This window comes from Eubacterium ramulus, from assembly GCF_003122485.1.
Classification (GTDB): domain Bacteria; phylum Bacillota; class Clostridia; order Lachnospirales; family Lachnospiraceae; genus Eubacterium_I; species Eubacterium_I ramulus_A.
The window spans coordinates 1-15,822 of the sequence record NZ_JRFU01000109.1 but is presented as its reverse complement, the minus strand read 5'-3'; the positions used below and the strand labels follow the sequence as shown (position 1 = coordinate 15,822).

General features: G+C 42.6%; 11 protein-coding genes. 10 read left to right on the top strand and 1 reads right to left on the bottom strand.

Annotated elements, in window-relative coordinates:
* The first annotated feature begins 213 nt into the window (after positions 1 to 213).
* The 4 genes from LG34_RS09785 (at position 214) to LG34_RS09770 (ending at position 3,959) form a co-directional block, all read left to right on the top strand.
* Positions 214 to 576, top strand: a complete 363-nt coding sequence (locus tag LG34_RS09785; RefSeq protein ID WP_109215913.1) for a YraN family protein — start codon at positions 214 to 216, stop codon at positions 574 to 576.
* A 142-nt stretch (positions 577 to 718) separates the two neighbouring features.
* Positions 719 to 1,597, top strand: coding sequence for a peptidoglycan editing factor PgeF (gene pgeF / locus LG34_RS09780; RefSeq protein ID WP_347486816.1), 879 nt, complete (start codon positions 719 to 721; stop codon positions 1,595 to 1,597).
* Positions 1,598 to 1,734: 137 nt separating this feature from the next.
* Positions 1,735 to 2,403 carry a DapH/DapD/GlmU-related protein gene (locus LG34_RS09775; protein WP_109215912.1) on the top strand — a complete coding sequence of 223 codons (669 nt, stop codon included), beginning with the start codon at positions 1,735 to 1,737 and terminating at the stop codon, positions 2,401 to 2,403.
* Positions 2,404 to 2,552: 149 nt separating this feature from the next.
* Positions 2,553 to 3,959, top strand: coding sequence for an MATE family efflux transporter (locus LG34_RS09770; protein WP_242979857.1), 1,407 nt, complete (start codon positions 2,553 to 2,555; stop codon positions 3,957 to 3,959).
* A gap of 294 nt (positions 3,960 to 4,253) precedes the next feature.
* On the opposite strand, the gene LG34_RS09765 is transcribed toward LG34_RS09770, so the two are convergent.
* A complete protein-coding gene (locus LG34_RS09765; protein ID WP_109215911.1) occupies positions 4,254 to 5,894 on the bottom strand; it encodes an ABC-F family ATP-binding cassette domain-containing protein in 1,641 nt (546 codons plus the stop codon).
* Between the two features lie 436 nt (positions 5,895 to 6,330).
* On the opposite strand from LG34_RS09765, the gene nifJ reads away from it, so the two are divergent.
* The 6 genes from nifJ (at position 6,331) to LG34_RS09735 (ending at position 15,672) form a co-directional block, all read left to right on the top strand.
* Positions 6,331 to 9,867 carry a pyruvate:ferredoxin (flavodoxin) oxidoreductase gene (gene nifJ, locus LG34_RS09760; protein ID WP_109215910.1) on the top strand — a complete coding sequence of 1,179 codons (3,537 nt, stop codon included), beginning with the start codon at positions 6,331 to 6,333 and terminating at the stop codon, positions 9,865 to 9,867.
* 217 nt (positions 9,868 to 10,084) lie between these two features.
* Positions 10,085 to 11,569 (top strand): DUF512 domain-containing protein, encoded by a 1,485-nt coding sequence (locus LG34_RS09755; protein ID WP_109215909.1) that lies wholly within the window; start codon positions 10,085 to 10,087, stop codon positions 11,567 to 11,569.
* A 128-nt stretch (positions 11,570 to 11,697) separates the two neighbouring features.
* Positions 11,698 to 13,023 carry a ribosome biogenesis GTPase Der gene (gene der, locus LG34_RS09750; RefSeq protein ID WP_109215908.1) on the top strand — a complete coding sequence of 442 codons (1,326 nt, stop codon included), beginning with the start codon at positions 11,698 to 11,700 and terminating at the stop codon, positions 13,021 to 13,023.
* A complete protein-coding gene (plsY, locus tag LG34_RS09745; RefSeq protein ID WP_109215907.1) occupies positions 13,024 to 13,674 on the top strand; it encodes a glycerol-3-phosphate 1-O-acyltransferase PlsY in 651 nt (216 codons plus the stop codon).
* 43 nt (positions 13,675 to 13,717) lie between these two features.
* A complete protein-coding gene (locus LG34_RS09740; protein WP_109215906.1) occupies positions 13,718 to 14,725 on the top strand; it encodes an NAD(P)H-dependent glycerol-3-phosphate dehydrogenase in 1,008 nt (335 codons plus the stop codon).
* A gap of 47 nt (positions 14,726 to 14,772) precedes the next feature.
* Complete coding sequence (locus LG34_RS09735; protein WP_109215905.1) at positions 14,773 to 15,672, top strand: hypothetical protein; 900 nt, start codon at positions 14,773 to 14,775, stop codon at positions 15,670 to 15,672.
* Positions 15,673 to 15,822: the final 150 nt, after the last annotated feature.

Genomic DNA, 15,822 nt, shown 5'->3' with positions numbered 1-15,822 from the left:
CGCTGACCAGAATCACGCACCAAGTCTCACGTGCGTTCGACTTGAATCAAAAATTTATCTCATATGAGAGGATTTCTTCTTTTATAAGTGGGGATCAATAGCAGATATATGTCAATAAGAGTACAATTGTTTGTTATTTGCATTTATAAAGAATCAGAAATTTTCTGGTTGATTGTAATTGCCTGAAGCTGGAGAGAGTGAAAAGAGGCAGACATGAATACACATGAACTTGGTACGACACAGGAACAGCGAGTGGCAGACTGGATGCAACAGCGTGGATTTTACATTGTGGAGAAGAACTTTCGCTGTAAATTCGGTGAAATCGATCTGATCGCGAAAAAGGATGGATATCTGATTTTTGTGGAAGTAAAATATCGCAGTAATGAACAATATGGCGCGCCGCGTGAGGCTGTGGACTGGCGCAAACGGCAGCGGATTTCCAATGCGGCAGTTTTTTATCTGAAACGATATGGATATTCAATGGAGCATCCCTGTCGGTTTGATGTGGCAGAAGTATCTCAGGACAGCATTTATCTGATGGAGAATGCCTTTGATTATTGCGGTTCGTTTCGCTGATTGGGTGTGCGGATCAATCGAGTGGTATAGAATATTTTTGACGAAATTGAAAAAATATATCAGACTTCACATTTATTGAAATGGATTCTCAGATGATATCAGATTGAGGAATCTGGGAGCATGTGAAGGAAAGGATTCATTTGTGGAAAAGAAAGATTTATTTATAAAGAGAAAAACAGGTGGCATGCAGACGCCAGAGCTGATCGTTCATCAACTGAAAAATGGTGGAGAACTGCCGTTATTTCATTATCCGTTGCTGGATGAGACGGGAATCGTACGCCATTGTTTCACGACACGTTATGGTGGTGTGAGTGAGGGAATGTTTTCAAAGTTGAACCTTAGTTTTACCCGCGGGGACGTGAAAGAATCGGTAGAAGAAAATTATCGCCGGATTGCGGAGGCGATGGGCGTTCCCTATGAGAAAATTGTCTGCTCCGATCAGACGCATACAACAAACGTCCGCGTGGTGACACAAGCAGATGCAGGAACAGGAATTATTCGTCCGAAAGACTATACGGATATTGATGGATTAATTACAAATGTGCCGGAAATTACGCTGGCAACTTTTTATGCAGATTGTGTGCCGTTATATTTTGTAGATCCTGTTCATCATGCAATTGGTCTGAGTCATTCCGGATGGAGAGGAACCGTTGCACGAATGGGAAAATGCACATTGGAAGCAATGCGTAGAGAATATGGCACCAAGGCAGCAGACGTATATTGTGCCATTGGACCTTCTATCTGTCAGGATTGTTATGAGGTCAGTGAGGATGTGGCGGTTCAGTTTGAGGAGGCATTTTCCGGTCATGAATCAGAAATCCTGCTCAACAAAGGCAATGGAAAATATCAGTTAGACCTTTGGGAAGCAAATGAGATCGTGCTGTTGGAAGCAGGCGTGAAACCGGAACATCTGGCAGTAACGGATGTATGTACCTGTTGTAATCCGGAGCTGCTATTTTCACATCGCGCGAGTCATGGAAAACGTGGAAATCTGGGGGCATTTTTGTGCCTGAATGCTTAGCGTGACAAAAATAGTATTAATAGTTGTTACGAAAATGTAGATAATGTGTAGTGAAAAACGAAGGTAAACATGGTTTGTTTTTTTATAGAAAAACAAGGTTGTTTATTTGATTTTTAGAGGAGAAAGGAATTAGAAAGATGCATTTAAAAGAGAGAATTGCAAATGGGATGCTTTTTTATGAGCATGGACACAAAGATCCGATAGATATTGCGCAGGAACAGGAGCTGGACGCATTGCGCGGACACTGCAAAGAGGTAATGTTTGATTACAACCATACCCGTCCGAATGAGCGGGAAAAACGACTGGAGTTGTTAAAAGGACTGCTTGGAAAGTGCGGAGATGGCGTATTTATTGAGGATGGTGTTCATATGTCTTATGGCTGCCATCTCTATCTGGAAGGCGCATTTTATGCAAATTTCAATCTGAGCGTAGTGGATGATGGTGATATTTATATTGGGGATAGGACAATGATCGGTCCGAATGTAACACTTTGTACCACAGGACATCCGGCAGATCCGGAGTACCGTGAAATGGCGGCACATTATTCACTGCCGATTCATATTGGCAGAAATGTTTGGATTGGCAGCAATGCAGTCGTTCTTCCGGGTGTTACCATTGGTGATAATGCTGTTATTGGTGCAGGCAGTGTGGTGACAAAAGATATTCCGGCAAATGTGATTGCAGTTGGAAATCCATGTCGCGTAGCCAGAGAGATTGGTGAGAGAGACCGGGAATACTATTTCCGTGATCTGAAAATGGATTTTCCATACACTTCAGATAAAATTACGTCGGAAATAAAAAAATAGTGCAATAGCAGATTGTATTCTACTATAGGCATGCATGGAAGAAAATGAGTTATACAAATGATAGATAGTCATCGGGTTTACATCGGTGGCTGTTGTTTACATCAGGTTACTATTTGAAAACGGAGATTACGAAAAAGGGGATTAGGTAAATGGAGATGACAGAAAAGAAACATTTTTGGAGAAAATTTGTCGGGAACAAAGCATTTTATCTGATGGTGCTGTCAATTGCAATTCCGATTATGATCCAGAATGGAATCACGAACTTTGTGAGCTTGCTGGATAACATTATGATCGGGCGGATCGGCACAGAGCCAATGTCCGGGGCTGCAATTGTAAATCAGTTGATTTTTGTATACAATTTGTGCATTTTCGGTGGTGTTTCCGGCGCCGGAATATTTACGGCACAGTATTTTGGAAAAGGAGATCAGGAGGGCGTCCGCAATACCATGCGCTACAAATTGTGGATGGTAATTATCATAACGACAGCGACGATTATTTTGTTGCTGACAAAAGGCGATACATTGATTCATATGTACTTGAAAGGGGATGGCACCGCAGCACAGATTGCAGATACGCTGCGTTATGGAAAACAATATCTGGAAATCATTGTGTGGGGATTGCCGGCATTTATGATGGTGCAGGTGTATGCAAGCACGCTGCGTGAATGTGGAGAAACATTACTTCCGATGAAGGCGGGCGTTGTGGCGGTACTGGTGAATCTGTTTTTTAACTTCATGTTGATTTACGGAATGTTATTTTTCCCGAAGCTGGGTGTAAGAGGGGCAGCACTTGCAACTGTGATTTCCCGTTATGTGGAGGCGCTGATCGTAATCGGGTGGACACACAGACATCAGGCAAAACATGTATTTGCAAGTGGCTTGTATCGCACGATGCGGATTCCGGGAACTATGGTCAAACGTATTTTGATTCAGGGAACACCACTGCTTTTAAATGAAACGCTGTGGGCGGCTGGCATGGCGATGCTGACCCAGTGTTATTCCGTGCGTGGATTAAATGTCGTAGCCGGACTGAATATCTCAAATACCGTTAATAACGTATTTAATATTGTATTTATTGCGTTGGGAGATTCGGTGGCTATCGTAGTCGGACAGCTGCTTGGCGCTGGTAAGATGAAAGAAGCGCGGGATACAGATAATAAGATGATCGCGTTTTCGGTATTTTGTTGTACAATCGTGGCGCTGGCGATGCTTGCACTGGCACCGGCATTTCCAAATCTGTACAATACCAATGCGGAAGCAAAAGAACTGGCAAAATATTTTATTATGCTGACGGCAGTGTTTATGCCACAGAATGCATTTTTACATGCGGCTTATTTTACGTTGCGATCCGGTGGAAGAACGATTATAACGTTCTTCTTTGACAGTGTATTTATATGGGTGGTAAGCGTGTCGCTGGCATTTGTGCTCAGCCGGTTTACTGCGTTGCCGGTACTTGGAATCTATGCCATTGTGCAGGCGGCAGATTTTATTAAATGTATGATCGGATTCATACTTGTGAAAAAAGGAGTATGGCTGCGCAATATCGTTACGTCATAAAGAGGGCGTTCGGGTAATGGTGTGGTTTGGTGTCAGGTTATGAAAAGGGACTCTGGATATTTTGTCTCGCCCGCTAACAATCGCTGGTCGAGAAAAAATATCCAGAGTCCCTTATTTTTAAAATTTGCATGTGGTACGAAGTGCAGGGGGCGTAAAAATTTACTAATTTCACAGAGTAAATTAAGAACTCCAGCAATTTTTTCTTGGGGAGCGATTGTTAGCGACCAAAACAAAATTGCTGGAGTTCCTATTAAAACTTAGATAGTAAATTTTAAGCCACCCTAAACAAGAATTCTAGTTATCGTCTTCATCAGAAGAAGCCATTGTATACACAGAACGTTTTCTAGCCATCTCATCACTTTCCAGATATTCATCATAAGTAGTGATTTTATCAATGATAGAACCATTCGGCATAAACTCAATAATACGGTTCGCTGTTGTCTGTACAATCTGATGATCACGAGAAGCAAAAAGCAGTACACCCGGGAATTTAATCAGACCATTATTCAGTGCAGTGATAGACTCCATATCCAAATGGTCAGTCGGCTCATCCAGGATCAGTACATTGGATGCTTCGATCATCATACGGGAGAAGAGTACACGAACTTTTTCACCACCGGAAAGTACACGCATTTTTTTGACACCATCTTCACCCGGGAAGAGCATACGTCCAAGGAATCCACGAACGTAAGTAGCATCTTTGATTTCGGAGAACTGTGTTAACCAGTCTACGATGATCAGATCAGTATCAAAGATTTTGGTGTTATCCTTCGGGAAGTAAGACTGGCTTGTTGTAACACCCCATTTGAAAGTTCCTTCATCCGGCTCCATTTCACCGGTGATGATTTTAAATAAAGTAGTTTTTGCAAGTTCGTTGCTTCCAACGAAAGCGATTTTATCTTCGCGGTTTACAATAAAGGATACGTTATCCAGAACTTTTACACCGTCAATTGTTTTACTTAAGCCTTCTACCAGAAGTACTTCGTTACCGATCTCACGGGACGGACGGAAGTCAATGTACGGATATTTACGGCTGGAAGGTTTGATCTCATCCAGCTGAATTTTCTCCAGAGCTTTCTTTCTGGAAGTAGCCTGTTTGGATTTGGAAGCGTTTGCGGAGAAACGGGAGATAAACTCCTGTAATTCTTTGATTTTCTCTTCTTTCTTTTTGTTTGCTTCTTTCATCTGTTTTACCATTAACTGGCTGGATTCATACCAGAAATCATAGTTTCCGGCGTAAAGCTGGATTTTTGCGTAGTCAATATCTGCGATATGAGTACAAACTTTGTTTAAAAAATAACGGTCATGGGATACTACAATGACGGTATTTTCAAAATTAATGAGGAATTCTTCCAACCATGCGATCGCGTCAAGATCCAGGTTGTTGGTCGGCTCATCCAGCAGCAGGATATCCGGATTTCCGAATAATGCCTGTGCAAGCAGGACTTTTACCTTCATAGGACCCGGCAAATCTCCCATAGTAGCATAGTGGAATTCGGTGTCAATTCCAAGACCGTTTAACATGGTAGCAGCGTCAGATTCTGCATTCCATCCGTCCATATCAGCAAATTCTGCCTCAAGTTCGCTGGCGCGGATACCGTCTTCATCGGTAAAATCTTCTTTCATGTAGATGGCATCTTTTTCTTTCATGATCTCATACAGACGTTTGTTTCCCATAATAACAGTATCAAGTACGGTATATGCATCGTATTTGAAGTGATCCTGCTGCAGGAAAGAAAGTCGCTGACCGGCTGTGATGGAGATATCACCGTTTGTCGGCTCAAGCTGTCCGCTTAAAATCTTCAAAAAGGTTGATTTTCCGGCACCGTTGGCACCAATCAGACCGTAGCAGTTGCCTTCTGTAAATTTGATATTTACATCTTCGAACAACGCTTTTTTGCCAATTCGTAAAGTTACATTATTTGCACTGATCATAAATTGTTCTCCTTGACTTCTTTATTATATATGTGTTTTTGTTTCTAATAATTTACCTCTGGTATTGTACACAAGATTACATATAAAAGCAAGGAAAACATGCAGGGAAGGAGAATTTTTACGTGAAAGGGATTCAAGGTAGACATGAATAAGTTGATTGATAAGATTGTATGCAATATTGTACGCACGTGGTTCTTGTTTTCGACAGAAAAGTAGGTTACAATATGGTTATCACGTTGGATGTTTTCCGGGGTGGTTACGGAAGACTTGTAACGTTGTCACAAAACTGAATGCAAAAAAAAACAAAATTGTATTGGAATATGTACAATTTTGTGGTATAATAGCGTTGCTTTTTTGTGAGATTATTGTAAGATAAGGGTAAAGCATTGTTAATCAATTAACAAAACTAAATCAAAAGAATTTAGGAGGAATGGAAATGAAACGTTCTATGAAAACCATGGATGGTAACCATGCAGCAGCTCATGCATCATATGCATACACAGATGTTGCAGCTATCTATCCGATCACTCCGTCATCTGTAATGGCAGAAGCAACAGATGAGTGGGCAACACAGGGAAGAAAAAATATCTTCGGTCAGACTGTAAAAGTAACAGAGATGCAGTCCGAGGCAGGTGCAGCTGGTACTGTACACGGCTCTCTGGCAGCTGGTGCTCTGACAACAACTTATACAGCATCTCAGGGTCTTCTTCTGATGATTCCAAACCTTTATAAAATCGCTGGTGAGAGATTACCGGGCGTATTCAACGTATCCGCACGTACACTTGCAAGTCATGCATTATGTATCTTCGGTGATCACTCCGATGTTTATGCCTGTCGTCAGACTGGTTGTGCAATGCTTTGCGAATCCAGCGTTCAGGAAGTAATGGATCTGACACCGGTTGCTCATTGCTCAGCAATCAAAGGAAGACTTCCATTCATTAACTTCTTCGATGGTTTCCGTACATCTCATGAGATCCAGAAAATCGAGACATGGGATTATGAAGATCTGAAAGATATGGTAGATCTTGATGCAATCAACGCTTATCGTCAGAGCGCATTAAATCCAAATCATCCATGTCAGATGGGTTCCGCACAGAATCCGGATATCTTCTTCCAGGCAAGAGAGGCATGTAACCAGACTTATGATGATATGCCTGCAATTGTTCAGGAATATATGGACAAAGTTAATGAGAAACTTGGTACAAACTATAAATTATTCAACTACTATGGTGCAGAGGATGCTGAGAAAGTTATCATCGCTATGGGTTCTGTCTGTGAGACAATCGATGAGACAATCGATTATCTGATGGCAAAAGGCGAGAAAGTAGGTCTTGTAAAAGTTCGTCTGTACAGACCGTTCTCCGCAGAAGCTCTGATCAACGCTATCCCGGATTCTGTAAAACAGATCATCGTTCTTGACAGAACAAAAGAGCCGGGTGCTATGGGCGAGCCGCTTTACCTTGATGTAGTTGCAGCATTAAAGAATACAAAATTCGACCAGACACCGATCTTCACAGGACGTTACGGACTTGGTTCCAAAGATACAACACCTGGACAGATCATCGCTGTTTACAACAATACAGAAAAAGAGAAATTCACAATCGGTATCGAGGATGATGTTACACACCTTTCTCTGGAAGTTACAGAGCATCCGGTTACAACTCCGGCTACAACAATCAACTGCAAGTTCTGGGGACTTGGCGCAGATGGTACTGTAGGTGCTAACAAAAACTCCATCAAGATCATCGGTGACAATACTGATATGTATGCTCAGGCTTACTTTGATTATGACTCCAAAAAATCAGGTGGTGTAACAATTTCCCACTTACGTTTTGGTAAAGATCCGATCCGTTCCACATATCTGATCAACAAAGCAAACTTTGTAGCATGTCACTGTCCTGCATATATCCATAAATACAACATGGTTCAGGATCTGGTTCCGGGTGGAACATTCCTTCTGAACTGCTCATGGGATATGGCAGGTCTGGAAGAGCATCTTCCGGGTCAGGTAAAACGTTACATTGCTGAGAACGACATCAAGTTCTACACAATTGATGGTATCAAGATCGGTAAAGAAATCGGACTTGGCGGACGTATCAATACAGTTCTTCAGTCTGCATTCTTCGCACTTTCCAACATCATTCCGGCTGACAAAGCAAATGAATTGATGAAAGCAGCTGCAAAAGCTACTTATGGTAAAAAAGGTGACAAGATCGTACAGATGAACTACGATGCAATTGATGCTGGTGCTAAGAACGTTGTTAAGATCGAAGTTCCGGAAAGCTGGAAAACAGCTGGAGAAGAGAGCCTTACAGGTGCTCCGGCAACAGGCGCACGTCAGGATGCAGTTGATTTCGTAAACAACATTCAGAAGAAAATCAATGCTCAGATGGGTAACACATTACCGGTATCTGCATTCAAAGATTATGTAGATGGTTCCACACCGTCTGGTACATCCGCTTATGAGAAACGTGGTGTAGCAGTAGATGTTCCGGTATGGGATGTAAATAAATGTATCCAGTGTAACCAGTGTTCTTATGTCTGCCCGCACGCAGCAATCCGTCCGGTTGCTATGACAGAGGCTGAGGCAGCTGCTGCTCCGGAAGGAATGCAGTACAAAGATATGACAGGAATGCCAGGATACAAATTCGCTATCACAATTTCTGCATACGATTGTACCGGATGTGGTTCCTGTGTAAATGTTTGCCCGGATAAGATTCAGGCAATCACAATGCAGAACTTCGAGGCTAATGAGTCAGAGCAGGCTTACTTCGATTACGGTGTATCTGTTCCGGACAAAGCAGAAGTTATTGCTAAATTCAAAGAGAACTCCGTAAAAGGATCTCAGTTCAAACAGCCGCTGCTTGAGTTCTCAGGCGCTTGTGCTGGATGTGGTGAGACACCATACGCAAAACTGATCACTCAGTTATTCGGTGACAGAATGTATATTGCAAACGCAACAGGATGCTCCTCTATCTGGGGTAACTCTTCACCGTCCACACCATATACAGTAACTCCGGAAGGAAAAGGACCGGCTTGGTCAAACTCCCTGTTCGAGGATGCTGCAGAGTTTGGTTATGGTATGCTTCTTGCTAACAATGCATTAAGAGGTGCATTAAAAGAGAAAGTAGAAGATGTTGTTGCTAACGGTACAAACGAAGATGTAAAAGCTGCCGGTCAGGAATGGTTAGATACTTACGGATGCGGCGTTACAAACGGACCTGCTACAGACAAGCTCATCAAAGCTTTAGAGGCATGCGGATGTGACAAAGCTCAGGAAATCCTTGCTCAGAAAGACTTCCTTGGAAAGAAATCCCAGTGGGTATTCGGTGGTGACGGATGGGCTTACGATATCGGATTCGGTGGCGTAGACCATATCCTTGCTAGTGGTAAAGATATCAACGTAATGGTATTCGATACTGAGGTATATTCCAATACAGGTGGACAGTCTTCTAAATCTACAAACATCGGTGCGATCGCTCAGTTCGCAGCTGGTGGTAAAGATGTTAAGAAGAAAGACCTTGCTTCCATCGCAATGAGCTATGGTTATGTATACGTAGCACAGATCGCTATGGGTGCTGATATGAATCAGTGCGTAAAGGCAATCGCTGAGGCTGAGGCATATCCGGGACCATCTCTGATTATCGCTTATGCTCCATGTATCAACCATGGTATCAAGATTGGTATGAGCAAAGCTCAGACAGAGGAGAAGAACGCAGTAGCAGTAGGTTACTGGAACAACTTCCGTTACAATCCGGCTCTGGCTGCTGAAGGCAAGAATGCATTCACTCTTGACAGCAAAGCTCCAAGCGGAGATTACAAAGCATTCCTGAACGGTGAGGTTCGTTACAATGCTCTTGTAAGACAGGATCCGGAGAAAGCAGATCGTCTCTTCGAGAAATCTGAGGAAAATGCAAAAGCAAGATACGCTTACCTGAACAAACTTGTAAAACTTTACGGTACAGAAGAGTAAGATATTTTGAATTTGTAAATATTACGAATTATAATTAAGAGGTGTGTCACTTCGGTGGCACACTTCTTTTATGTTCTTATTCCTGTGGAACATTTATAAAAAGAAGGAAAAATAAAAAGATAGCAAAATCATAAGCTGATACAATATAGAAAAATAAAAAAGGTTGATGTTATTTCACAAATTGGGTACAATGGTACAGAACGAAAGGATGAAATAGATGAAATTAAAAGAACACAAAATCGACGGCATCGAACCGGGAAGTATCGCGGAAGAGATGGGAATCGAAGCAGGCGATGTTCTGCTGGAAGTAAATGGAAAGCCGATTCAGGATGTTTTTGATTATCATTTTCTGATTAACGATGTACTGTTGACTTTGCTGATCCGTAAACCAAACGGAGAAGAATGGGAACTGGAGATAGAGAAAGATTATTACGAGGATCCGGGGATTGTTTTTGAAAACGGTCTGATGGATGATTATAAATCCTGTTACAATAAATGTATTTTTTGTTTTATTGATCAGATGCCACCGAACATGAGGGAGACGCTGTATTTTAAAGATGATGATTCGCGACTGTCTTTCCTGCAGGGAAACTATGTAACTCTGACGAATATGAAGGATGAAGACGCAGATCGAATCATTCGTTATAAGCTGGCACCAATCAATGTATCTGTGCATACGATGAATCCGGAATTACGCTGTGAGATGCTGCATAACCGCTTTGCCGGAGAAGCGTTGGATAAAATCCGTCGCTTTTATGAGGGTGAGATTGAGATGAATGGTCAGATCGTACTTTGTAAGGGTGTAAACGACGGTGCAGAACTGGAACGAAGCATTAAGGAACTGTCAGATTATCTTCCATATATGCAGAGTTTGTCAGTTGTTCCGGTAGGGTTGACGAAATTCAGAGATGGTTTGTATCCGCTGAAGCCTTTTGAAAAAGAAGATGCAAAAGAAGTGTTGGAGATTATTCATAAATGGCAGAAAATCTGTTATGAAAAGCACGGTACGCATTTTGTGCAGGCTTCAGATGAGTGGTATCTGCTGGCAGAAGAACCCTTTCCACCGGAAGAAAACTATGACGGATATATTCAGTTGGAAAACGGTGTCGGCATGATCCCATTGTTGGAAAGCGAATTTGATCAGTGCCTGGCGGATGAACTGGAAGATGGTACAGATGGATTTGATCAGGACATGGATTCGGAAGCAATAGATGGTTTTGAATCCATTAAAACCCAAAATGAAAATCTGAATGAGTCAGAAGTGGATCTGAGAGAAATAGATCGTTCTGAAACTGTTGAAAATAAAAGTCTGGATGAGCCGGAAACGGAGAATAAGACTTATCGTCGTGTAGTTTCTATTGCTACCGGAAAGTCCGCAGCAGGACTGATGCGCAGACTGGCAGCTAAATTTATGAAACAGCATCCGGACATCAAGGTGATCGTATACCAGATCCGAAATGACTTTTTTGGAGAGATGATCACCGTTTCCGGATTACTGACCGGAACGGATCTGAAAGCCCAGCTGACCGGGCAGGAACTGGGAGATATGCTTCTGCTTTCCAGCAACGTATTGCGCATGGGAGAGGAAGTATTTCTGGATGATGTGACGCTGACAGAATTGGAAAATGCTTTACAAGTGCCGATTCATATTGTAAAATCAGACGGGCAGTGTCTGTATGATGGCATGCTTGGTAATGTTTAATATTTCGCAAAGCGGAAAAAGTAACTTGATAAATGGCTCACATTGATTTAAAAGCAGGATAAAATGAAGACCTGTGTAAGATAAGAAGTGTGAGCGGATTCTGAAATAAAGAGATGAGGGATAAAAATATGAGTAAACCGGTTGTTGCGGTTGTAGGACGTCCGAATGTAGGAAAATCTACGTTGTTCAATGCTCTGGCAGGAGAACGTATTTCCATTGTTAAGGATACACCGGGTGTCACAAGAGACCGTATTTATGCAGATGTAGAATGGTTAAATCATTCTTTTACTATGGTGGATACCGGCGGTATTGAGCCGGACAGTAAAGATGTCATTCTGGCACAGATGCGTGAGCAGGCAGAAATCGCCATTGCCACTGCGGACGTTATTATATTTATGACAGATGTACATCAGGGCTTGGTGGATGCGGATGCAAAAGTTGCAGATATGCTGCGCCGTTCCCACAAGCCGGTTATTCTGGTTGTTAATAAAGTAGACAGCTTCCAGAAATATATGGCGGATGTATATGAATTTTATAATCTTGGAATTGGTGATCCGATGCCGATTTCCGCAGCATCCCGTCTTGGATTGGGCGATATGCTGGAGGAAGTGGTAAAACATTTCCCAGATACATCCAAAGAAGAGGAAGAGGATACCAGACCGAAAGTTGCCATTATCGGAAAACCAAACGTTGGAAAATCTTCTCTGGTAAACAAACTGGCAGGCGAATCCCGTGTGATCGTATCTGACATTGCAGGAACTACCCGTGATGCCATTGATACAGTGGTAAAATATAACGGAAAAGAGTATATTTTTATCGATACTGCAGGTCTGCGCCGTAAAAACAAGATCAAAGAAGAGATCGAGCGTTACAGTATTATCCGTGCGGTGACGGCAGTAGAGCGTGCTGACGTTGTCATCCTTGTGATTGATGCTACAGAAGGTGTTACTGAGCAGGATGCAAAAATCGCCGGAATCGCTCATGAGCGTGGAAAAGGTATTATCATCGCTGTAAATAAATGGGATGCTATTGAGAAAGATGATAAGACCATTTACAAACATACAAATAAGATCCGTGAGATCTTAAGTTTTATGTCCTATGCGGAGATTATGTTTATTTCTGCAAAAACAGGTCAGCGTCTGAGCAAGATGTATGAAATGATCGACATGGTTCTGGAGAATAATGCAATGCGTGTAGCTACCGGTGTCTTAAATGAGATCATGACCGAAGCAGTAGCAATGCAGCAGCCACCTTCAGATAAAGGTAAACGTCTGAGACTTTACTATATTACTCAGGTTGCGGTAAAACCACCTACATTTGTTATTTTTGTAAACGATAAGGAGTTGATGCATTTTTCTTATACGCGATATCTGGAAAACAGAATCCGTGACACCTTTGGATTTAAGGGCACGGCATTGAAGTTTATTATCCGTGAGAGAAAGGAAGACAGGTAAATGGTAGTATTTCGAATCGTAAGTATTCTTCTGGGCTACCTGTTTGGACTGTTTCCAACTGGCGTGTTATACGGAAAAGCACATAATGTGGATATCCGTTCCAAGGGAAGCGGAAATTCTGGTATGACGAATTCCCTGCGTGTCCTTGGATGGAAGGCCGGCGTTGTTGTGTTTTTTGGTGACTGTTTAAAAGCAGTGGCTGCGATGGCGATCATCTGGGGCGTGGCGAGAACCCGTTACCCGGATGCGGTGAAGTTACTGGAATTGTATGCGGGTTTTGGCGCAGTTCTGGGACATAACTTCCCGTTTTATATGAAATTTAAAGGTGGAAAAGGAATTGCAAGCAGTGTTGGAATCGTATTTGCTTTTGATTGGAGAATGGTTCCAATCTGTGCGATTCTGTTTTTTACATCCGTAGTTCCGACGGGATTTATGTCTTTGGGTTCCCTGGGAATCCTGAGTGGATTTTTTGTACAGACTATCGTGTTTGGACAGTTGGGATTATTAAAGATAGCAACACAGTTTTTGCCGGAGACTTATGTGCTTGCGGGGATTTTGACGGCACTGGCATTCTGGCAACACCGTGCAAATATCAAACGTCTGGCAACCGGAACGGAGAACAAATTTCGCCCGGCAAAAAAGGAAAATTAATCCTTACATAATAATGTGAGAGTATAGATATGGAGGCAGAAAAATGGCAGAAATAGGTGTAATCGGTGCCGGAAGCTGGGGAACAGCACTGGCAGTCGTTCTGGCACATAATGGACATAACGTAACGGTATGGTCTATTCTGGAAGATGAAGTGGAGATGCTGACAAAGGAGCATGAACACAAAGATAAACTTCCGGGGGTGAAAATTCCGGAAACGATTTCTTTTACAACAGATCTGAAAACAGCTGCAGCAGGAAAAGAAATGGTCGTACTTGCAGTACCGTCACCATTTACGAGAAGTACAGCACATAATCTGGCAGAGTTTATCGCAGAGGGACAGCTGATCGTTATCGTATCCAAAGGTATCGAGGAAAGCACGCTGATGATCCAGTCTGAGATTGTGGAACAGGAGATCCCGCAGGCGGATGTGGCAGTTATGTCAGGTCCAAGCCATGCAGAAGAAGTTGGACGTGGACTGCCGACAACCGTTGTGGCAGGTGCACATACAAAGAAAACAGCAGAGCAGGTACAGACCTTCTTTATGAATGAGGTGTTTCGTGTATACACAAGCCCGGATATGCTTGGTATCGAGCTTGGGGCATCCCTGAAAAATGTCATTGCACTGGCAGCCGGTATGGCAGACGGACTTGGATATGGCGATAACACAAAAGCAGCTCTGATCACCCGTGGCATCAAGGAAATCAGCCGTCTGGGTGTGGCTATGGGGGCAAATTCAGAGACATTAAACGGTCTGTCCGGCATCGGCGATCTGATCGTAACCTGTGCCAGCCGTCACAGCCGTAACCGTAAAGCAGGTATGCTGATCGGACGTGGCTATACCATGCAGGAAGCCATGGATGAGGTAAAAATGGTTGTAGAGGGCGTTTATTCTGCAAAAGCAGCCATTGCGCTGGCAAAAAAATATGACATTGACATGCCGATCATTGAACAGGTAAATTCAGTGCTTTTTGAGGATCAGCCGGCAAAAGATGCCGTGATGGAACTGATGCTGCGTGATAAGAAAGCAGAGCATGAGGATATTCAGTGGTAATATAAGGAACAGGACGATGTGAGAAAAAGGATTGGGGGGAGAAACGTATGCTGATAAAATGTAGCAAATGTGGTAAAATGTATGATTATGAAAAATACAGTGGGATCTGCCCGAAATGTGCCCGGTATAACCGGCCGGACAGTCGGGAAGACATGGAACAGGATTTGCATGAACGTTATGATACATACAAAGATCCGCGTCAACATGACTGGTATCGTGCAGGTACGGAAGATGCTGGGCGAAATACTAATCGTACATCGAATCAAAAATCCTCATATAGCTATCAGAACGAAAATAACAGCAAATGGACGGGAGAAAAGAAAAAAAGGAAGACACCAGTAGCTGCGATCGTTATTATTATTGTTGTTGCAATTGTGATTGCCGCTGGTTCATCGATCTTTTCTATCGTTCGTAATGAAATTCGTGATCAGATTACGGACGGATGGGACACCGATTATGATAACTGGGCACAGGAAGAAGAACAGATTGAACCAGAATACCAGAATCGCATTTATGTAGAATATGCCTGGTCAGATTATGTTGGACCGAATATGTCTGACATAAACTGGGATGATTATTATGTCAACGTATCCACGACAGAACGTGCAGAGCTGGAACAGCTTACAGCACCGGAGGGATATGTATACTATATCGTTTCTCTGGTTATCAAAAATAATCTTTCAGATACATATAATTTGTCAAATGTTTCGGAGGAAGATGTGTCTGTATGGTCAGAAGATGAGGATAGAGAACAGGAGACTTACTATAAGGTAGATAAAGTGTTTGAAATCAGCTATCCGGAGACTGAATCCGGTGATTCCAATTATGTGGATATTCTGATTGCAGTTCCGAAAGATGTGGAGCAGCTGTATGGAAGCTGCATGCTCAACGGAAATGCAGAAGGTTTTGATTTTTATCTGTATCCAGATGATGATGAAAGCATGTAAACTGATGCTACCGTAGAAAATAAGAAGACTCATACCCGGTGTCTTTATGGGATGCCGGGTTTTTCTTTAACTATACATAAAGAATGAGATAAACGCTCCGCGGGGATGTGCAGTGATTCTGAGAAGAATATGTCAGCTTTCGCTGACCAG